Origin of the sequence: Lonsdalea populi (genome assembly GCF_015999465.1) — a bacterium.
GTDB lineage: Bacteria > Pseudomonadota > Gammaproteobacteria > Enterobacterales > Enterobacteriaceae > Lonsdalea > Lonsdalea populi.
This window is the reverse complement of the sequence record NZ_CP065534.1, coordinates 676,632-697,907: the sequence shown is the minus strand read 5'-3', so window position 1 is coordinate 697,907 and position 21,276 is coordinate 676,632. Positions and strand designations below refer to the sequence as shown.

Sequence of the window (21,276 nt, the reverse complement as noted above, 5' to 3'; positions counted from 1 at the left end):
TCTCGCGTCTTGCGCAACCTTACGCGCAAGGCACCACGGGATGTTCTCAGTGTGGATTCGGCACGGGCTGTCTATTTATCGCAGCCAGAGCGTTAGCGATACTACCCTCACATCGCCGTATGGCAATTACCCATTGAATAATGAGAAGCACATCAGGGGAAACCATGAGCTCCACTGTGGAAACATCTGCACCGCAGCCGGTTAAAAACAATAATACTCGTCGGAAACACATCTTAACGCTATTAACTCTTTTCTTTTTATTCCTCGGTTGCCTGTGGCTCGCCTATTGGTTCCTAGTTTTACGTCATCATCAGGAAACTGATGATGCTTACGTCGCGGGTAACCAGATCCAGATCATGTCGCAGGTAGCCGGTAGTGTGACCAGCGTTAACGTCGACAGTACGGACTTCGTCAGAAAAGGCGATGTTCTGGTCGAACTCGACCCAACCGATGCCCAACTGGCATACGAGCGCGCACAAACCGCGCTAGCCAATAGCGTGCGTCAGGTTCATCAGTTAATTATCAATAGTCGCCAATACCAGGCGAATATCGCGCTCCAGCAGACGGCGCTTAACCAAGCGATCAGTGATTTGAATCGCCGTGAAGCGCTGGGCAAAGTCAACGCTATTGGTCGCGAAGACGTGCAGCACGCACACGATGCCGTCGCCAGCGCGCAGGCGTCGCTGGACGTCGCCAAACAGCAATTCGCCGCCAATCAGGCGCTTATTCTCAACACGCCGTTGGAAAAGCAGCCGGCGATACAGCAAAGCGCCGCCTCCTTGCGTGACGCCTGGCTGGCATTGCAGCGGACGCACATCGTGAGCCCGGTAGATGGCTATGTTTCACGCCGCAGCGTACAGGTCGGCGCACGAATTGCCTCAACGTCGGCTTTGATGGTGGTCGTTTCCGCCAAAGACCTGTGGGTGGACGCCAACTTCAAGGAAACGCAGTTGACCAATATGCGTATCGGCCAGCCCGCCACTATCGTCAGCGATCTCTACGGCGACGATGTCGTGTTCAAAGGCAAGGTCGTCGGTCTGGATATGGGTACAGGCAGCGCCTTCTCCCTCCTGCCGGCCCAAAATGCCACCGGCAACTGGATTAAGGTCGTCCAGCGTCTTCCCGTGCGTATTGAGCTCGATCCGCAAGAGTTGGCGGATCATCCCCTGCGCATCGGTCTATCAATGTTGGTCAATGTTGATACCGCCAAGGCGGACGGCAAAGTCTTATCTGACATACCACGTAGCGAACCCGCCTACCAGAGCGATGCGCTGGAGCTGAATATGGCGCCGGTCAATCAGACCATCGACGAGATTATCCGTGCTAACGCAGGCTAAGCATGAGGGATAAACACGTGCAGAAGAAACCGCTTGAGGGAATACAGCTGGCCTTGTTGACCATTGCACTCGCGTTGGCCACCTTCATGCAGGTACTGGATTCCACCATCGCTAATGTGGCGATCCCGACGATTGCCGGCAATCTGGGGTCATCCAACTCTCAGGGTACCTGGGTTATCACCTCCTTCGGGGTAGCGAACGCCATCTCTATTCCGATTACCGGCTGGCTGGCGAAACGCTTCGGCGAAGTCCGCCTTTTCGTCTGGGCCACCGGACTGTTTGCACTGATGTCCTGGCTGTGCGGTATCTCCAACAGCCTCGAAATGTTGATATTCTTCCGTGTCCTGCAAGGGCTGGTCGCAGGTCCGATCATCCCGCTGTCGCAAAGCCTACTGTTGAACAACTATCCTCCGGCGAAACGCAGTATCGCCCTGTCGCTGTGGTCGATGACCGTCGTCGTCGCGCCGATTTTCGGTCCGATACTCGGTGGTTGGATCAGCGACAACTACCATTGGGGATGGATCTTCTTCATCAATATTCCGCTGGGCGTTCTGGTGGTCGTGCTGGCGTTGCAGCTACTGCGTGGACGTGAGACTGCGGTCGCGGTCAGACCGATAGACACTATCGGATTGGTGCTGCTGGTTTTAGGGGTAGGTTGCCTGCAAATGATGCTTGATCGCGGGAAGGAACTGGACTGGTTTAACTCCACAGAGATCATCACGCTTTGCGTCGTCGCGGTGATAGCCCTAGTATTCCTGGTGGTGTGGGAGCTGACGGATGATAATCCGGTCGTCGATCTCTCCCTGTTCACGTCACGCAACTTTACGATTGGCTGCCTGTGCACCAGCCTGGCGTTTATGTTCTATTTCGGCGCCATCGTTCTTATGCCGCAGCTATTGCAGGAAGTGTATGGGTACACCGCCACCTGGGCAGGACTGGCCTCGGCCCCCGTCGGACTGATGCCAGTACTGCTGTCGCCGATTATCGGTCGCTTCGCGCCGCGTCTGGACATGCGCTATCTGGTGAGCTTCAGTTTTGTGATGTACGCCGTCTGCTTCTATTGGCGAGCCTACACTTTTGAGCCGGGAATGGACTTCGCCGCCTCGGCCTGGCCGCAGTTCGTCCAAGGATTTGCCGTCGCATGTTTCTTTATGCCGCTGACGACGATTACCCTTTCTGGACTAGGGCCAGAGCGGCTGGCTGCAGCATCCAGTTTGTTCAACTTCTCGCGTACCCTCGCGGGCTCCATCGGAACGTCGCTAACGACCACGCTTTGGGAGCGGCGAGAAGCGCTACATCACGCTCAGTTGACGGAGTCTGTGTCGCCTTATAATCCCATTGCGCAGCAGATCTACCAGCAAATGGAGGCTTTAGGGCTCACTCAGCAGCAGGTCTCTTCTTATCTTGCCCAGCAGATTACCGGGCAAGGTCTGATCATTGCTGCAAACGAGATTTTTTGGGCCGCAGCGGCAATATTTATAGCGCTGATTGTTTTGGTGTGGTTCGCTCGACCGCCCTTTGGCAGTGCCGGAGGCGGTGGCGGCGCACATTAGGCCGGCCACCATTTCTCATCACCGTGCCGTCCTATTTAGGGACGGCATTTTTATCTTCAACCAAGGATAAGGCTTTCGTTTTCAATCAGGCGTTATCAAACCTTTTCATCATCAATTCTGACGTCGCTTCATCCTCCTGACAGCCTTTGCCTTCAACGTCTTACTTGCTGCACAGCGGCTTCGTCCCCCTCGCCGTCACAAACCTCAGAATACTCAAATGCGAAAATACAACAGGATAAAAAACCAATAAATACGCAAATTGCCGTCACATTTAAAAATTAAAAATCGAAAAATCGGCATATTAAAATAAAAAACCCAAATTGATTAAAAATATCAAAAATTGGATTGAATGCCATAAACATACTGTATATAGTATCAGCACTGTACATGCATACAGTAAAACAACTCACTCACTTTTACAGGAGATACACTCATGGCCATTCATAAAGAACTGAAAGCCACTCCCGCTTACAAACCTACGATCTGGACTCGTGCCGATGCGTTGAAAGTGACGTTTGACGATCCTACTACGACTCAGCCTCTGGTCAGTGCTGACTTCAAAACCATGAGCGACGAGGTATTCATTTGGGATACCATGCCGCTGCGTGATATTAACGGTCACACCGTGTCCGTCGATGGTTGGTCAGTCATTTTCACCCTCACTGCGGATCGTCAAGAAGATAACCCGGCTTACCTGGATGAAAACGGCAACTACAACATCTCTCTCGACTGGAACGACCGCCACGGTCGTGCAAAAATCTGCTACTGGTTCTCACATAACAGTAAAGATTGGACCTTCGGTGGCCGCATGATGGCTGAAGGCGTTTCGCCTACCACTCGCGAATGGGCGGGTTCTCCCATCCTGCTGAATGAAAAAGGCGATATCGCATTCTACTACACCGCGGTGACTCCTGGTTCAACGGTATCCAAAGTACGCGGTCGCGTTGTAACGACATCCACTGGAGTGGAAATGGTCGGATTCAACAAAGTATATAGCCTGTTCGACGCCGATGGCGCGATTTACCAGACTGAAGAACAAAACCAGTACTGGGCCTTCCGTGATCCATGGCCGTTCCGTGACCCGAAAAGCGGCAAGCTGTACATGCTGTTCGAAGGTAATGTTGCAGGTGATCGTGGTTCACATGTCGTGGGTGATGACGAACTGGGCGATGTACCGCCGGGTTACGAAGAAGTGGGTGGCGCACGCTACCAGACCGGTTGTATCGGTATTGCTGTTGCGCTGGATGAAGATGGCGATCAATGGAAACTGTTACCACCACTGGTTACGGCGGTTGGTGTCAACGATCAGACCGAACGTCCTCACTTCGTATTCCAGGACGACCAATACTACCTGATGACAATCAGCCATACATTTACCTATGCCGATGGTCTGACGGGTCCGGATGGTGTTTACGGCTTCCTGAGCGACGAGCTGTTCGGCCGATATCAGCCGATGAACGGTTCTGGTCTGGTTCTGGGTAACCCGTCCAGTCAGCCTTACCAGACATACTCGCACTATGTCATGCCTAACGGCCTGGTGACTTCCTTCATCGACAGCATTCCTACCGATGTTGAGACAACAGGTATGGAGTATCGTATTGGTGGGACTGAAGCACCGACCGTGAAAATCAAATTTATCGGCTCTCGTAGCTTCGTGGTTGAAGAACTGGATTACGGCTATATTCCGCCGGAACTGGATGTGAAAACGCTTTAAAGAATGACCCACTCATGTGGGCCATACTCAGCACTTCAATGTTAACCAGCACCTAGCCGTGCCCGGCAAAAGTGCCAATGAAAAAGGCCAGTCAGGTGACACTGACTGGCCTTTACTATATCACGCTTAAAAACAGGATGTCACCGTTCAGCCTTGATTCTGACGCCACCATTCCGCCAGCAGGATACCGGTCGCAACGGAAATATTCAGGCTCTCAACCTTGCCGGTTCCGTCGATAGAAACCTTCACGCTGCCTTGTTCCCAGGCGCTGTCAGTCAAACCACCACTTTCTTCACCCAAAACGATCACCGTTTTGGCGGGTAATTTGGCACCGGACAAAGGCATGCCTTTGTGGCTGGACGTCGTCACGATGGTATAGCCAGCACGACGGAACTCATCCAACGCATCGAGCAACCCTTCGGTACTGATAGCTTTCACATGTTCAGCACCACCTTCTGCCGTGCGCACTGCCGCGCCGGATTCCAGTATCGCTGCATCACGGACTAAAACGCCACGCACGCCAAAATGCGCGCAGCTACGAATAATCCCGCCAAGGTTATGCGGATTACCCACTTCTTCCAGCGCCAAAACACAGTCTCTCTCGCCAGCTTCACTCAGGTAAACTTTTACCTCTGTGCCACGTCGCTTCTTAATCAGGAAGCAGACGCCGCCATGATGATCGGTGCCGGATGCTTTGGTCAGCTCTTCGTCATCGACGACATGATAAGCCTTGCGGTTTGCCGCCATCCAACGTAGCGCATCGCGAAAACGAGGAGTGACTTCTTGCAAAAACCAGGCACGCACAATCGATTCAGGGCGACTTTTAAACAGCGCCTGACAGGCGTTTTCGCCGTATACACGAGTTTCTTCAGCCCGCTGGCGGCGCAGCTGCGCAGGATCTAACTGACTTTTACCGACAATACCGCCGTGATCAAGCGCGGCATCCGGGCTACGTGAAATTGTTTTCCAGGGAGAGTCGTACTCGCCTGTTGCTTCTCGACGAGCCGGGCGTTCTTCCTGACGCTTATCTCCGCGCCATGTTGACCCCTCATGACGGTCGCCGCCGCCATCACGCGACGCGGGGGCGCGTTTATCGCGCGGTTTTTTATCCCGGCTATCGCTGCTATTACGTCGAGTATCTGACGAACGTGAATTCTTATCCTTTTTATCGTCCTCATCACTGCTGCGGACGTACATAACGCGGACCTTGCCGCCTTTCCCACTAAACGAATCGCTCATCTTTTTCTCCACCTACGCACTCGCCGCGAAGAGTACCTTATGTACTGTCGCTTAGCTACCGACCTACACATAAAAGTCAGGAACTATTGTAGCCATTGAGTAAACCACGTTGTTCCTTCAGGTTCCGGTCACGATACTGGATCCCTATTAAAAATCGCCGCTCGGTACTTTTAGGTTGCACTTATGGCGGTTTTCTTCAACAGTTCGCTGACCCATGTTAGTCCTTTGATTATTGAGGCCTTGTTATGAATACGGTTTGTGCATCATGCCACACTACCAACCGCCTGTCGGAAGCTCGCATTGAAGATAATGCCACCTGCGGACGCTGCGGGGATACGCTATTCAAAGGAGAAGTTGTCAACGCCACGGCAAAAACGCTTGATAAGCTACTTCAAGACGATCTTCCCGTCGTTATTGATTTCTGGGCGCCTTGGTGTGGTCCATGTGTTAATTTTGCCCCTGTCTTTAGCAGCGTAGCTGAAGAAAATGGCGGCAAAATTCGCTTTGTGAAAGTGAACACCGAGGCAGAACCCGAGTTAAGCGAACGTTTTCGCATTCGTGCCATCCCCACTATCATGATTTTCAAAAATGGGCAGATGGTGGATATGCTTAACGGCGCTATGCCAAAAGCGCCGTTTGAAAGCTGGTTGGAAGAATCACTCTAACGCGACTGCAGGGCGTTTTCACTACGCGGGGCTTCTGGTCCCGCCGTTGCTTGATTAGAATGGCGTCTTTTTGCGGGATCCCATGACTGAAAATGCCGTCCTTAAATTGCGCGAACAGCGTTTGGCGCTCGCCACTCGCCCTTTTATCGCTCGTGGAAGCCGAGTTGTTCGGTGTCAGCGGTGTCTGCTTCCCGTCATCCGTTGCCTGTGTCACACCGTCGTTGCGCAGCAGGCAAGAAGCCGTTTTTGCCTAATCATGTTCGATACAGAACCCATGAAACCCAGCAACACGGGCCGACTCATTGCGGATATTCTGCCGGATACATTAGCCTTTCAATGGTCACGCACAACGCCTAATCCGGCGCTACTGGCGGCGATTCATTCATCACACTATCAACCCTACCTGGTTTTTTTAGCCGAAGAAGAAGGAAAGGAACGTGACGTATTTCATCAACTGCCTGAAACAGATATGGCTCCGCTCTTTATAATGCTGGATGGTACCTGGCCAGAAGCCCGAAAGATGTTCCGTAAAAGCCCATACCTGGATAATCTGCCCATTCTATCTCTCAATATTGAGGCCCTGTCTCGTTATCAATTGCGTGAAGCGAGCCTGGCCGGCCAGCAGTGTACCGCCGAGATCGCCGTGGCGCTCTTGGAACAAGCCGGGGATGACATAGCGGCGCGAACACTGAATGACCACTTTGACCACTTCAGAAAAAGCTATCTGGCGGGAAAACCGCACCATCTTGCAGAATGAAGCGAAAATACACGTCCAGACACTCAATGCAAAGTAGCTATGAATATACACGCCGTGAACTTTACTCATCGGCATCGGCTAATTTTCAATGTCTTCAATGAATAAGGATGCAGCGTTGCTTTCACTTCAGGGCTGCATAAACAGAATCAGCGATAAGCCAATATTCCTGAAGTCGCATGATTGGAGGAACATGTTAAATGTACGCGATAACCTTTCAACACCATATCGAAGCAAGTCATCGCCAAGGTAAAGGGTCCGTACTAAAAGATAAAACCTGCTCACAGCAGCGGGAAAGTGATGTTATTATTGCCCAATTCGGTCATATTCAACGTTCAAGACCCACCCGGTCATAACATGATAAGAGAAGAATCGCACTGTGATGTTGTCAAAACTAAAGCGAACTAAATACCAACAACACCTTGCACAACTGCCCAAAATTCCTCAGTCAGCCGACGCCGTGCAAACACTCCTTTGCCCGGAGGAATTCCGTCGCACGCTTGTGGATCGGATTCTCCAGGCAGAACAACGCATCTACATCGTATCTCTGTATCTTGAGCACGATGATGGCGGTGAGACTATTTTATCCACGCTTTACCAAGCGAAACGCCTGCGCCCTGAGTTGGATGTTCGCGTATTGGTGGACTGGCACCGCGCGCAACGCGGTCGTATCGGTGCGGCAGCAGCGAACACTAATGCAGACTGGTATCAGGCGATGAAGGAACGGGGTGACGGTATCGAGTTTCCCGTTTACGGGGTCCCGGTTAACACACGCGAAGCCCTGGGCGTACTTCATCTGAAAGGTTTCATTATTGATGATACTGTGCTGTACAGTGGTGCCAGTCTGAATGACGTCTATTTGCAGCAGCATGAAAAATACCGCTACGACCGATATCAGATGATCGATAATAAGCCCCTGGCGGATACGATGGCGAGTTACGTACAGAGACTGCTGGCTTCATCGGCGATACAGCGTCTCGATATGAAAGATAGACCGAAGACCGCTGAAATTAAAAATGCGATCCGTCGATTCCGCCAGATGCTACGCACCCTTCATTACCGCTTACCCAATATCTCAAATAATAATCAGCTAGCAGTAACGCCGTTGGTAGGATTAGGAAAACAAAACCCGTTAAATAAAACAATTCATCATCTGATGTGCTGTACTGAACAACATCTGGTAATGTGCACTCCTTATTTTAATCTACCGGCACCGTTAGTCAGGAACGTCATTAACCTGCTGCGCAGCGGCAAAAAGGTCGAAATTATCATTGGCGACAAGACTGCTAATGATTTTTATATTCCTGAAAGTCAGCCATTCAAAATTATAGGTGCGCTGCCTTACCTGTATGAGATTAACCTCCGCCGTTTCCTTAGTCGCTTACAAAAATATATCGATAATGGCCAGTTGGTGGTGCGCCTATGGAAAGATGGCGACAACAGTTTCCATTTAAAGGGACTGTGGGTGGACAATAAATGGCAGCTGCTGACTGGCAACAATTTAAATCCACGCGCCTGGCGGCTGGATCTCGAGAATGCAATTTTGATCCACGATCCTCAAAAACAATTGTTGGAACAGCGAATTAAAGAACTTGCTTGCATCCGTAAGAATACACATGTACTGAGCAGCTATCAGCAGTTGGAAAGCATCGCACAATATCCAGTCAAAGTGCGTAAGCTTATTCGTCGTGTACGTCGTGTGAGAATCGATAAGCTCATTAGCCGTATTCTGTGATGTCTCTATAAAGAGTCGGTGACGGCCGATGAACGGTCGTTCTCATTCATCCTTTCCCGCTGAGTTGTGTCAAGATTTATTCGCTGAGTAATATAATTAAAAGACTAACTCAGCCAATCTTTCTCGGTACGAACTGTAAATTTATCCTGCAGTAATAAAAATACTCACAGTATTATTTCACAGCTAATAACCACTCAGATATAAAGCATCAAAATATTGACTAGAAAATAAAGGGATATCTGTCGGATAAAATGGGTGAGGTTATATTTGCAGGTCTATCTATCTTTGATAATAAAGGATAAGTAGATTCCCGCGCCAAAGAGACGCGGGAAACGATGACCTTCCGGTAACGTTAATAGGCCTTGTGGAACATTTGACTCATACAGAGTTAAAGTGTCTTGCCTTGGCCTTTACGATGTAGTCCCAAAGAGACTATAAATGAGATCGCACCCATGGCCGATACATACCAGAAAAAGGCATTTTCCGACCCTAAAGACTTCAGTGAAAGTGCAACGTATTCAGCGGAGCCGCCAAACAAAGCGTTCGCTACCGCATACGACAGGCCAACGCCCATCGCTCTAACTTCTGGGGGAAACATTTCCGCTTTCAAAATCCCGCTGATTGCCGTGTAAAAACTCACAATAGTCAATGACAGCAAAACTAGCAGAAAAGCGATCACCGGGTTGGTAACGTTTTGAAGAAGCGACAGAATAGGCACCGTTAACAACGCCATTAATGCGCCGAAGCACAGCATCGAATTGCGGCGTCCAATCTTGTCGGATAGATGTCCGAACAGCGGCTGCAACAACATGAAAACGAAAAGGGCCAACGTCATCAGACCACTCGCCACTTCAGGTGCCATGCCAGAGGTGTTGACGAGATACTTTTGCATGTAAGTGGTATAGGTATAGAAACCAAGCGACCCACCTGCGGTAAAACCCAAGACCATCAGGAATGCTTTGCGGTTATTCCATAACCCACGCAAAGAACCTGCGTCTTTATGTGAGCGAGAAGCTTTATCAGAGGTTTCATTAAGCGAGCGACGCAAGAATAAGGCAACGATAGCCAAAATGGCACCAATGAAAAATGGAATACGCCATCCCCAAGCGTACAAACTCTCAGAAGGCATGGTGTGTTGCAATATGACGACAACCAAAAGAGCCAGTAGCTGACCGCCAATCAGCGTGACATATTGGAAGGAGGCAAAAAATCCCTTACGTCCTTCAATCGCAACTTCGCTCATGTAAGTGGCACTGGTGCCATATTCACCACCAACGGACAATCCCTGAAAGAGGCGGGCGAATAATAACAGTAAAGGTGCCCAGGTACCGATGGTGTCATAACCGGGCAGACAGGCGATAACCAATGACCCAAAACACATCATACATACAGAGATAAGCATTGATGTTTTGCGTCCATATTTATCGGCAATGTATCCAAACAACCATCCCCCGATCGGGCGCATCAAGAAACCGGCAGCAAACACACCCGCGGTATGCAGAAGCTGCGTAGTCGGATTTTCTGAGGGGAAAAAGATATGAGCAAAATATAAAGAACAAAATGAATATACGTAGAAATCGAACCACTCTACCAAATTCCCTGATGATGCTCCCACAATTGCCTTGATCCTCTGTCGAGAGTCATTTTCACCGGGCATTAATGTTTTTAAATTTATATTTCCCGTCATACAGTTTTTTCTCTCCTGTTCGTAGGACACAACTATCCAACATATCTACAGTAAAACAGGATCCCGTTTGCAGGCAAAGAATAATGTATACACTTAATGATTTATCGTTAATTACAGTGGTCAAATAAGTTAAATTTATGGATGATTTTAGGTATTCGGACGCGAAAAAGCCCCTGGCGTTAACCAGAGGCTTTCCGTTTGTTTGATGCCTGGCAGTTCCCTACTCTCGCATGGGGAGGCCCCACACTACCATCGGCGCTACGGCGTTTCACTGCTGAGTTCGGCATGGGGTCAGGTGGGACCACCGCGCTATCGCCGCCAGGCAAATCTTTTAAATTCTTTGCCGAACATCTTTCTTTATTTAAGAGGTGGTGCTGATACCCAGAGTCGAACTGGGGACCTCACCCTTACCAAGGGTGCGCTCTACCAACTGAGCCATATCAGCGCACCAAAATTTTAATGCCTGGCAGTTCCCTACTCTCGCATGGGGAGACCCCACACTACCATCGGCGCTACGGCGTTTCACTGCTGAGTTCGGCATGGGGTCAGGTGGGACCACCGCGCTATCGCCGCCAGGCAAATTCTGTTTCATTCCAATCGTTACACACGCTCTCCGTGCAACCACCAGAACCAATCTGCAAACAAGCTGAACTTCTTCTCGTCTCTCTAAAACACCTTCGGTGTTGTAAGGTTAAGCCTCTCGGGTCATTAGTACTGGTTAGCTCAACGTATCGCTACGCTTACACACCCAGCCTATCTACGTCGTCGTCTTCAACGGCCCTTCAGGGGACTCGAAGTCCCAGGGAAGACTCATCTCGGGGCAAGTTTCCCGCTTAGATGCTTTCAGCGGTTATCTCTTCCGCACTTAGCTACCGGGCAATGCAATTGGCATCACAACCCGAACACCAGTGGTGCGTTCACTCCGGTCCTCTCGTACTAGGAGCAACCCCCCTCAATCTTCCAACGCCCACGGCAGATAGGGACCGAACTGTCTCACGACGTTCTAAACCCAGCTCGCGTACCACTTTAAACGGCGAACAGCCGTACCCTTGGGACCTACTTCAGCCCCAGGATGTGATGAGCCGACATCGAGGTGCCAAACACCGCCGTCGATATGAACTCTTGGGCGGTATCAGCCTGTTATCCCCGGAGTACCTTTTATCCGTTGAGCGATGGCCCTTCCATTCAGAACCACCGGATCACTAAGACCTGCTTTCGCACCTGCTCGAGCCGTCACTCTCGCAGTCAAGCTAGCTTATGCCTTTGCACTAACCTCCTGATGTCCGACCAGGATTAGCTAACCTTCGTGCTCCTCCGTTACTCTTTGGGAGGAGACCGCCCCAGTCAAACTACCCACCAGACACTGTCCGCAACCCCGTTCAGGGGCCCACGTTAGAACATCAAACATTAAAGGGTGGTATTTCAAGGTCGGCTCCATGCAGACTGGCGTCCACACTTCAAAGCCTCCCACCTATCCTACACATCAAGGCTCAAGGTTCAGTGTCAAGCTATAGTAAAGGTTCACGGGGTCTTTCCGTCTTGCCGCGGGTACACTGCATCTTCACAGCGAGTTCAATTTCACTGAGTCTCGGGTGGAGACAGCCTGGCCATCATTACGCCATTCGTGCAGGTCGGAACTTACCCGACAAGGAATTTCGCTACCTTAGGACCGTTATAGTTACGGCCGCCGTTTACCGGGGCTTCGATCAAGAGCTTCGCCTTGCGGCTGACCCCATCAATTAACCTTCCGGCACCGGGCAGGCGTCACACCGTATACGTCCACTTTCGTGTTTGCACAGTGCTGTGTTTTTATTAAACAGTTGCAGCCAGCTGGTATCTGCGACTGGTATCAGCTCCGGGAGCCAGTCCCTTCACCAACGCCAGCGTGCCTTCTCCCGAAGTTACGGCACCATTTTGCCTAGTTCCTTCACCCGAGTTCTCTCAAGCGCCTGGGTATTCTCTACCTGACCACCTGTGTCGGTTTGGGGTACGATTTCGTGTTACCTGGAGCTTAGAGGCTTTTCCTGGAAGCTTGGCATCGGTTACTTCATCACCGTAGTGACTCGTCGTCACGCCTCAGTGTTAACGGTGTTCCGGATTTACCAAAAACACCCACCTACACGCTTAAACCGGGACAACCGTCGCCCGGATAACCCAGCCTTCTCCGTCCCCCCTTCGCAGTAACACCAAGTACAGGAATATTAACCTGTTTCCCATCGACTACGCCTTTCGGCCTCGCCTTAGGGGTCGACTCACCCTGCCCCGATTAACGTTGGACAGGAACCCTTGGTCTTCCGGCGTGCGGGTTTTTCACCCGCATTATCGTTACTTATGTCAGCATTCGCACTTCTGATACCTCCAGCAGCCCTCACAGGCCACCTTCGCAGGCTTACAGAACGCTCCCCTACCCAACAACGCCTAAGCGTCGCTGCCGCAGCTTCGGTGCATGGTTTAGCCCCGTTACATCTTCCGCGCAGGCCGACTCGACCAGTGAGCTATTACGCTTTCTTTAAATGATGGCTGCTTCTAAGCCAACATCCTGGCTGTCTGGGCCTTCCCACATCGTTTCCCACTTAACCATGACTTTGGGACCTTAGCTGGCGGTCTGGGTTGTTTCCCTCTTCACGACGGACGTTAGCACCCGCCGTGTGTCTCCCGTGATAACATTCTTCGGTATTCGCAGTTTGCATCGAGTTGGTAAGCCGGGATGGCCCCCTAGTCGAAACAGTGCTCTACCCCCGAAGATGACTTCACGAGGCGCTACCTAAATAGCTTTCGGGGAGAACCAGCTATCTCCCGGTTTGATTGGCCTTTCACCCCCAGCCACAAGTCATCCGCTAATTTTTCAACATTAGTCGGTTCGGTCCTCCAGTTAGTGTTACCCAACCTTCAACCTGCCCATGGCTAGATCACCGGGTTTCGGGTCTATACCCTGCAACTTAACGCCCAGTTAAGACTCGGTTTCCCTGCGGCTCCCCTATGCGGTTAACCTTGCTACAGAATATAAGTCGCTGACCCATTATACAAAAGGTACGCAGTCACACCCCGAAGGATGCTCCCACTGCTTGTACGTACACGGTTTCAGGTTCTATTTCACTCCCCTCGCCGGGGTTCTTTTCGCCTTTCCCTCACGGTACTGGTTCACTATCGGTCAGTCAGGAGTATTTAGCCTTGGAGGATGGTCCCCCCATATTCAGACAGGATAACACGTGTCCCGCCCTACTCGTCGAACTCACAGCTCATGCCTCTTCGTGTACGGGACTATCACCCTCTGTCGTGCGACTTTCCAGACGCTTCCACTAAGACTCAAACTGATTCAGGTTCTGGGCTCCTCCCCGTTCGCTCGCCGCTACTGGGGGAATCTCGGTTGATTTCTTTTCCTCGGGGTACTGAGATGTTTCAGTTCCCCCGGTTCGCCTCATGCCACTATGTATTCATGACATGATAGTGCAACGGATTGCACTGGGTTTCCCCATTCGGGTATCGTCGGGTATAACGGTTCATATCACCTTGCCGACGCTTTTCGCAGATTAGCACGCCCTTCATCGCCTCTGACTGCCTAGGCATCCACCGTGTACGCTTAGTCACTTAACCTCACAACCCGAAGGTGTCTCGTAAGACACCCTTCACGCTGCGATTATTTGAGAGACTCTGACGCAACCAAATCACCGCTCAATACTGCACGCAGAGAGATGTTCAGCCGCATCGTTTCAAATTTCAGCTTGTTCCAGATTGTTAAAGAGCAATATCTTAAACACGACTCGTTAAAGTCATCTTTAAGATATTCAGGTGATAATGCCTTTCACTCATTATCGGTATGGCGTCCCCAAGGGGATTCGAACCCCTGTTACCGCCGTGAAAGGGCGGTGTCCTAGGCCTCTAGACGATGGGGACACGAAATCCGACTCAACCCTCAGGCTCAATCGTTCCGCATCAGCATGAGTCAGAGACTCATCATCAACAGGTGCGCTTTTGCTCTTGCTTCTTCATCAGACAATCTGTGTGAGCACTTCACTAGCACTTCACTTCGGTAAGGAGGTGATCCAACCGCAGGTTCCCCTACGGTTACCTTGTTACGACTTCACCCCAGTCATGAATCACAAAGTGGTAAGCGCCCTCCCGAAGGTTAAGCTACCTACTTCTTTTGCAACCCACTCCCATGGTGTGACGGGCGGTGTGTACAAGGCCCGGGAACGTATTCACCGTAGCATTCTGATCTACGATTACTAGCGATTCCGACTTCATGGAGTCGAGTTGCAGACTCCAATCCGGACTACGACGCACTTTATGAGGTCCGCTTACTCTCGCAAGTTCGCTTCTCTTTGTATGCGCCATTGTAGCACGTGTGTAGCCCTACTCGTAAGGGCCATGATGACTTGACGTCATCCCCACCTTCCTCCGGTTTATCACCGGCAGTCTCCTTTGAGTTCCCACCATTACGTGCTGGCAACAAAGGATAAGGGTTGCGCTCGTTGCGGGACTTAACCCAACATTTCACAACACGAGCTGACGACAGCCATGCAGCACCTGTCTCAGAGCTCCCGAAGGCACCAAGGCATCTCTGCCAAGTTCTCTGGATGTCAAGAGTAGGTAAGGTTCTTCGCGTTGCATCGAATTAAACCACATGCTCCACCGCTTGTGCGGGCCCCCGTCAATTCATTTGAGTTTTAACCTTGCGGCCGTACTCCCCAGGCGGTCGACTTAACGCGTTAGCTCCGGAAGCCACAGTTCAAGACCGCAACCTCCAAGTCGACATCGTTTACAGCGTGGACTACCAGGGTATCTAATCCTGTTTGCTCCCCACGCTTTCGCACCTGAGCGTCAGTCTTTGTCCAGGGGGCCGCCTTCGCCACCGGTATTCCTCCAGATCTCTACGCATTTCACCGCTACACCTGGAATTCTACCCCCCTCTACAAGACTCTAGCCTGCCAGTTTCAAATGCAGTTCCCAAGTTAAGCTCGGGGATTTCACATCTGACTTAACAAACCGCCTGCGTGCGCTTTACGCCCAGTCATTCCGATTAACGCTTGCACCCTCCGTATTACCGCGGCTGCTGGCACGGAGTTAGCCGGTGCTTCTTCTGCGGGTAACGTCAATCAGCGAACGTATTAAGTTCACTGCCTTCCTCCCCGCTGAAAGTACTTTACAACCCGAAGGCCTTCTTCATACACGCGGCATGGCTGCATCAGGGTTTCCCCCATTGTGCAATATTCCCCACTGCTGCCTCCCGTAGGAGTCTGGACCGTGTCTCAGTTCCAGTGTGGCTGGTCATCCTCTCAGACCAGCTAGAGATCGTCGCCTAGGTGGGCTCTTACCCCGCCTACTAGCTAATCCCATCTGGGTTCATCCGATGGTGTGAGGCCCTGAGGTCCCCCACTTTGGTCTTGCGACGTTATGCGGTATTAGCTACCGTTTCCAGTAGTTATCCCCCTCCATCGGGCAGATCCCCAGACATTACTCACCCGTCCGCCGCTCGCCGGCAAGGGAGCAAGCTCCCTTCCGCTGCCGCTCGACTTGCATGTGTTAGGCCTGCCGCCAGCGTTCAATCTGAGCCATGATCAAACTCTTCAATTAAAAGCTTGATTTGCTAACTTAATAGCGATGCTCAAAGAATTTTACTGTTGATTCGTAATGAATTAACTGTTGTTCACTCTTCAAGACTTTTTCGTATCTTTTGCGATAGTGTCTTGTGAGTGCCCACACAGATTGTCTGATTATATTGTTAAAGAGCGTTTCGTTTCCGCCTAAGCGGCTAACGTGAGGCCGCGTATATTACGCTTACCTCGTTCAGAGTCAACGACTTTCTTCGTCTTTCTCCGACTGTCACCGCGCCGCGTTGTCCGCTTCGCCGTGTCAGTGGGAGCGCATTATAGGGATCTCTCCGGGTTGCACAACCCCTTTTTAATCTTTTTTGTTATACGCTCGTTTTTCAGACTCAACGCTTGTTTTTTATGCTTTTTATGGCTTTTGGCAGGTCTGCCAGACTCTCTATCACGCAATCAGCCAGTTTTTCTCCCTCTTCCGTCACCGGTTTACCCGTACGTACGAGGACTTTAGTTCCTACCCCTGCAGCTGCGGCTGCCTGCATATCTTCGACTTTGTCGCCGACCATATAAGAAGAAGCCATATCGATGTGCAGATGCTCTTGGGCAGATTTCAGCATACCCGGCTGTGGTTTCCGGCAGTCGCACGTCTGGCGATACTCTTCTTCAGAACCTTCCGGATGATGCGGACAGAAATAGATGCCGTCCAGGTCTACCCCGCGATCGGCCAATGACCAATCCATCCATTCGGTCAATTGCATAAACTGGTCTTCCGTGAATTTGCCGCGCGCGATACCCGACTGATTGGTAATCAGCACCAAGGCAAATCCCATGGACTTCAGCTCGCGCAGCGCATCGATAACGCCGTCGATGAACTGAAACTGATCGATTTCGTGTACATAACCGTGATCGACATTAATCGTGCCGTCGCGGTCGAGAAAAATTGCTGGAACGCTGGCTGCCACTTTACTTTGCTCCCACTAGAAAAAATTGCGCCGTAGTATCGCAGTTTTCGCCGCTGGAGAGAATGATAGCAGAGTGACAATCTCGATTGACTTGGACGTCTAGACGCCTTAGCATCCCGACAACAAATGGTCAGTATAAGTAAGTGTTATTCATCGGCCCGCGGCCCCTATTGATAGAACTCATGATAAAACTTTCTCATATTACAAAGATTTTCCAGCAAAACGGTCGAGCCATCACAGCGCTTGACGACGTGACGCTGCACGTTCCGGCGGGCCAAATCTATGGCGTCATCGGCTCTTCTGGCGCGGGTAAAAGCACCTTGATCCGCTGCATTAACCTGCTAGAGCGTCCCACCTCAGGAACAGTTCTGGTCGCTGAACAAGATTTAATGGCGTTATCAAATAGCCAGTTGACGCGCGCACGCCGCCAAATCGGCATGATTTTCCAGCATTTCAATCTGCTTTCATCACGCACCGTATTCGGTAACGTCGCATTGCCGCTGGAGCTGGACAATCTGCCGTCCGCCAAGATCAAGCAGCGCGTCGATGAACTGCTGGAGCTGGTTGGGTTGTCGGATAAGCACGATGTGTATCCCGCCAACCTGTCTGGAGGCCAGAAACAGCGCGTCGCAATCGCCCGCGCGTTGGCCAGCAATCCCAAGGTTCTGTTATGCGATGAAGCCACCAGCGCGCTGGACCCGGCCACGACTCGCGCGATTTTGGAATTGCTGAAAGATATCAATCGCCGCTTGGGGTTGACCATTCTGTTGATCACCCACGAAATGGATGTCGTGAAACGCATCTGCGATCAGGTTGCCGTCATTAGTGAAGGGCGTCTGATTGAGCAAGACACCGTCGGACAGATGTTCTCTCATCCCAAAACACCGCTGGCTCAGAAGTTCATTCATTCAACATTACATCTGGATATTCCGGACGACTATATCGCTCGCCTGACGCCAACGCCTCATGAGGGCACTATTCCTCTGCTGCGCATGGAATTTACCGGTCAGTCTGTTGATGCTCCGCTGCTGTCTGAAATCGCACGGCGCTTCAACGTAAACAACAATATTATCAGTGCGCAGATGGATTACGCAGGCGGGGTCAAGTTCGGCATCATGCTGGCGGAAATGGCCGGCACGGAAGCGGATACCACTGCAGCTATCAAATTCCTGCAAGACAACCACGCAAATATAGAGGTACTCGGTTATGTCTGAAGCCATGATGTGGTTAATGGCCCGCGGCGTATGGGAAACAATTGTGATGACCCTGGTTTCAGGCTTTTTCGGTTTCGTACTGGGACTGCCTGTCGGCGTGCTTCTTTATATAACGCGTCCGGGACAGATTATTGCCAACCCCAAGCTTTACCGGGCACTTTCGGCCATCGTGAACATCTTCCGTTCCATCCCCTTCATTATACTGCTGGTGTGGATGATTCCGTTTACCCGCATGATTGTCGGCACCTCTATTGGTCTTCAGGCCGCGATCGTACCGCTAACTGTAGGCGCCGCGCCGTTTATCGCCCGTATGGTGGAAAATGCGTTGTTGGAAATCCCCGGCGGGTTGATTGAGGCCGCACGGGCGATGGGAGCCACGCCGATGCAAATCATCAAAAAAATCTTGCTGCCTGAAGCGCTGCCCGGCCTGATTAACGCCGCTACCATCACGTTGATTACTCTGGTGGGCTATTCTGCAATGGGGGGTGCCGTAGGCGCCGGCGGCCTGGGACAAATCGGTTATCAGTATGGTTATGTCGGCTATAACTCCACGGTGATGAATACGGTATTAGTACTGTTGGTTGTGTTGGTTTTTATCATTCAATTCTGCGGCGATCGCGCAGTTCGGGCTGTCACTCGCAAGTAATTGTTCCATTGCCATGCACCTTGAAAGTGCGTGATAACAAGACTGTTAAGCAGAGGTAAGGAATATGGCTATGAAATTGCAATCTATTGCCGCAGTAGGCGCATTGGTTGGTGCTCTGGCGCTGGCAGGATGCGGACAGGAAGAAAAGGATCCTAACCATATTAAGGTCGGCGTCATTGTAGGTGCCGAACAGCAGGTCGCGGAAGTAGCCCAGAAAGTGGCCAAGGAAAAATACGGTCTGGACGTTGAGCTGGTCACCTTCAACGATTACGTTCTGCCCAACGAAGCGTTGAGCAAGGGCGACATCGATCTGAACGCGTTCCAGCACAAACCCTATCTGGATCAGCAGATCAAAGATCGCGGCTATAAACTGGTGTCCGTCGGCAACACCTTCGTTTACCCCATCGCAGGCTATTCGAAAAAGATCAAATCTCTGAGCGAACTGCAGGACGGCGCGCAAATCGCCATTCCTAACGACCCGACCAACCTGGGCCGTTCCCTGCTGCTGCTTCAAAAACAGGGGCTGATCAAACTGAAAGACAATGTTGGGCTGTTGCCGACCTCTCTGGACATCGTCGAAAACCCGAAACATGTGAAGCTGGTAGAACTGGAAGCGCCGCAATTGCCGCGCTCGCTGGATGACGACCAGATCACCCTGGCCGTTATCAATACCACTTACGCCAGCCAAATCAACCTGACGCCGACCAAAGACGGATTGTTTGTAGAAGATAAAGACTCTCCATACGTCAATCTACTGGTCGCCCGTGAAAATAATAAAGATGCGGAAAACGTGAAGAAGTTCGTCAGCGCTTACCAGTCTGATGAAGTGCATCAGGCCGCGTTGAAAACGTTTAATGGCGGCGCTGTCAAAGGCTGGTAAGTACCCCATTGCATGAAACGATAAAATATCCTACTGACGGGCCACGGCCCGTCTTGTTATTTTTCGCGTAGCTTGCTTCAATAAGCGCACTTAAGAAAGCCAGAGGAAAAGCTATGCGTGCCATGCCCATTGTAATGTTATCGCTGTCGCTGACAGGATGTTCTCTGCTACACAAATCGATTACGCCTACCACATCCCAGCCCGAGACACCGTCAGCCGTTGAAACAACACCGAAAACCAAACCGGCTCCCCCGGCGACACCTGCCGTTCTGTATAAAAGTGCTGAAGAGCTGGTAGGAAAACCTTTCCACGATATGGGCGAAGTCTCCGGTTCCTCATGCCAGGCAACGGCGCAGGATCCTCAGCCGAGCATCGCCACAGCAAGAAAAAGATTACAAAGCCGGGCGACAAGCCTGAAAGCGAATGCGGTGCTGCTGCATGAGTGCCAGATTGTGAGCGATGTCGACAGCTGCTATCGCCAGGCTATCTGTGAAGGCACTGCGCTGAAAGTCTCCTCTCAATGAGCGAGTTCTCCTTCGATCAGGTCGGTGTTATCCGCTCCCCTTATAAAGAGAAGTTTGCCGTCCCTCGACAACCGGGTCTAATTGAAGATGGTGGAGGTGAACTACACCTGCTGCCGCCCTACAACCAACCGGAAGCTGTGCGCGGGCTTTCCGACTTCAGCCATCTATGGGTACTGTTCGTTTTTCATCAGACGGCGTCTGCAGGCTGGCGTCCCACGGTGCGCCCCCCTCGTCTGGGAGGCAATACGCGAATGGGCGTCTTTGCCACCCGTTCTACGTTTCGTCCCAACCCTGTCGGGATGTCTCTGGTGGAACTGAAAGGCATGCGAGCCGACAAGCACGAGCTGGTGCTGGAACTCGGTAGCCTGGACCTGGTGGATGGCACGCCTGTGATCGATATTAAACCCTACCTTCCCTTCGCCGAGAGCCAGCCACAGGCACAAGCCGGTTTTGCGACCTGTGCGCCGGACGCAAACATGCCCGTGGTATTTTCTCCTCTGGCGGAACAACAGCTGATCGCATGGAGCAATCGCTATCCCCAGTTACGCCGCTTCATCACGCAGGTATTGGCACAGGATCCACGTCCGGCCTATCGCAAAACGAGCAGTGATGAGAAGGAATATGCCGCGCTATTATTGGAATTCAACGTGCGCTGGAGGGTGACCGGCGGTCAAACAGAAGTAATATGCCTGGATAGCCGTTAAAAAACGTCTGCATCTCTTTTGGGGAACGTTCCTCGCTGGTAAACTAAGCCACTTTTTATTTGTGCTCAGGCCCCATCGGCCCACGCCACTTATCGTTCTTACGGACCTACAACACC

General features: G+C 51.4%; 14 protein-coding genes, 2 tRNA genes and 4 rRNA genes. 11 read left to right on the top strand and 9 right to left on the bottom strand.

The features are described 5' to 3' along the window. Positions 1–164 precede the first annotated feature (164 nt). From emrA to I6N93_RS03210, 3 genes are all read left to right on the top strand, one after another. Positions 165–1,337 carry a multidrug efflux MFS transporter periplasmic adaptor subunit EmrA gene (gene emrA, locus I6N93_RS03220; protein WP_085688254.1) on the top strand — a complete coding sequence of 391 codons (1,173 nt, stop codon included), beginning with the start codon at positions 165–167 and terminating at the stop codon, positions 1,335–1,337. A gap of 17 nt (positions 1,338–1,354) precedes the next feature. Next, a complete protein-coding gene (gene emrB, locus I6N93_RS03215) occupies positions 1,355–2,890 on the top strand; it encodes a multidrug efflux MFS transporter permease subunit EmrB (protein WP_085688355.1) in 1,536 nt (511 codons plus the stop codon). Between the two features lie 433 nt (positions 2,891–3,323). Then, positions 3,324–4,604 carry a glycoside hydrolase family 68 protein gene (locus tag I6N93_RS03210; RefSeq protein ID WP_085688252.1) on the top strand — a complete coding sequence of 427 codons (1,281 nt, stop codon included), beginning with the start codon at positions 3,324–3,326 and terminating at the stop codon, positions 4,602–4,604. A 147-nt stretch (positions 4,605–4,751) separates the two neighbouring features. Here the strand turns inward: I6N93_RS03210 and I6N93_RS03205 are convergent, their stop codons facing one another. Next, complete coding sequence (locus I6N93_RS03205) at positions 4,752–5,843, bottom strand: tRNA/rRNA methyltransferase (protein ID WP_085688250.1); 1,092 nt, start codon at positions 5,841–5,843, stop codon at positions 4,752–4,754. A gap of 245 nt (positions 5,844–6,088) precedes the next feature. Between I6N93_RS03205 and trxC the strand changes: the two genes are divergently transcribed. The 3 genes from trxC (at position 6,089) to pssA (ending at position 8,997) form a co-directional block, all read left to right on the top strand. Next, complete coding sequence (trxC, locus tag I6N93_RS03200) at positions 6,089–6,508, top strand: thioredoxin TrxC (RefSeq protein ID WP_085688248.1); 420 nt, start codon at positions 6,089–6,091, stop codon at positions 6,506–6,508. A gap of 82 nt (positions 6,509–6,590) precedes the next feature. Then, the gene (locus I6N93_RS03195) at positions 6,591–7,265 is read left to right on the top strand and encodes a tRNA-uridine aminocarboxypropyltransferase (RefSeq protein WP_085688247.1); all 675 of its coding nucleotides are present in this window, start codon (positions 6,591–6,593) and stop codon (positions 7,263–7,265) included. A 379-nt stretch (positions 7,266–7,644) separates the two neighbouring features. After that, positions 7,645–8,997, top strand: coding sequence for a CDP-diacylglycerol--serine O-phosphatidyltransferase (gene pssA, locus I6N93_RS03190; protein ID WP_085688245.1), 1,353 nt, complete (start codon positions 7,645–7,647; stop codon positions 8,995–8,997). 388 nt (positions 8,998–9,385) lie between these two features. Here the strand turns inward: pssA and I6N93_RS03185 are convergent, their stop codons facing one another. The 8 genes from I6N93_RS03185 to gmhB form a co-directional block, all read right to left on the bottom strand. Continuing rightward, positions 9,386–10,684 (bottom strand): MFS family transporter, encoded by a 1,299-nt coding sequence (locus I6N93_RS03185; RefSeq protein WP_085688243.1) that lies wholly within the window; start codon positions 10,682–10,684, stop codon positions 9,386–9,388. A 207-nt stretch (positions 10,685–10,891) separates the two neighbouring features. Continuing rightward, a 5S ribosomal RNA gene (gene rrf, locus I6N93_RS03180) occupies positions 10,892–11,007 on the bottom strand. 46 nt (positions 11,008–11,053) lie between these two features. Beyond that, positions 11,054–11,129 (bottom strand) — tRNA-Thr (locus I6N93_RS03175). Between the two features lie 16 nt (positions 11,130–11,145). After that, positions 11,146–11,261 (bottom strand): 5S ribosomal RNA (rrf, locus tag I6N93_RS03170). A 110-nt stretch (positions 11,262–11,371) separates the two neighbouring features. Further along, positions 11,372–14,278, bottom strand: a 23S ribosomal RNA gene (locus I6N93_RS03165). A 224-nt stretch (positions 14,279–14,502) separates the two neighbouring features. Further along, positions 14,503–14,578, bottom strand: a tRNA-Glu gene (locus I6N93_RS03160). Between the two features lie 137 nt (positions 14,579–14,715). Further along, positions 14,716–16,258: ribosomal RNA gene (locus I6N93_RS03155) — 16S ribosomal RNA — on the bottom strand. Together the 16S, 23S and 5S rRNA genes with 2 tRNA genes alongside form the textbook arrangement of a ribosomal RNA operon. A 361-nt stretch (positions 16,259–16,619) precedes the next feature. Continuing rightward, positions 16,620–17,192: a D-glycero-beta-D-manno-heptose 1,7-bisphosphate 7-phosphatase gene (gmhB, locus tag I6N93_RS03150; protein WP_085686164.1), complete on the bottom strand. Its 573-nt coding sequence runs from the start codon at positions 17,190–17,192 to the stop codon at positions 16,620–16,622. Positions 17,193–17,374: 182 nt separating this feature from the next. Here gmhB and metN point away from each other — a divergent pair, with 182 nt between their 5' ends. From metN to tsaA, 5 genes are all read left to right on the top strand, one after another. Further along, positions 17,375–18,406, top strand: a complete 1,032-nt coding sequence (gene metN / locus I6N93_RS03145) for a methionine ABC transporter ATP-binding protein MetN (RefSeq protein ID WP_085686166.1) — start codon at positions 17,375–17,377, stop codon at positions 18,404–18,406. Further along, positions 18,399–19,052, top strand: a complete 654-nt coding sequence (locus tag I6N93_RS03140; protein ID WP_026739261.1) for a methionine ABC transporter permease MetI — start codon at positions 18,399–18,401, stop codon at positions 19,050–19,052. The genes metN and I6N93_RS03140 overlap by 8 nt, the downstream gene beginning before the upstream one ends. A gap of 64 nt (positions 19,053–19,116) precedes the next feature. Next, the gene (locus I6N93_RS03135) at positions 19,117–19,932 is read left to right on the top strand and encodes a MetQ/NlpA family lipoprotein (protein WP_085686168.1); all 816 of its coding nucleotides are present in this window, start codon (positions 19,117–19,119) and stop codon (positions 19,930–19,932) included. A gap of 113 nt (positions 19,933–20,045) precedes the next feature. Continuing rightward, positions 20,046–20,456, top strand: coding sequence for an Rcs stress response system protein RcsF (gene rcsF / locus I6N93_RS03130; protein WP_085686170.1), 411 nt, complete (start codon positions 20,046–20,048; stop codon positions 20,454–20,456). After that, a complete protein-coding gene (gene tsaA, locus I6N93_RS03125; protein ID WP_085686171.1) occupies positions 20,453–21,160 on the top strand; it encodes a tRNA (N6-threonylcarbamoyladenosine(37)-N6)-methyltransferase TrmO in 708 nt (235 codons plus the stop codon). Before rcsF ends, tsaA begins: the two co-directional genes overlap by 4 nt. Positions 21,161–21,276: the final 116 nt, after the last annotated feature.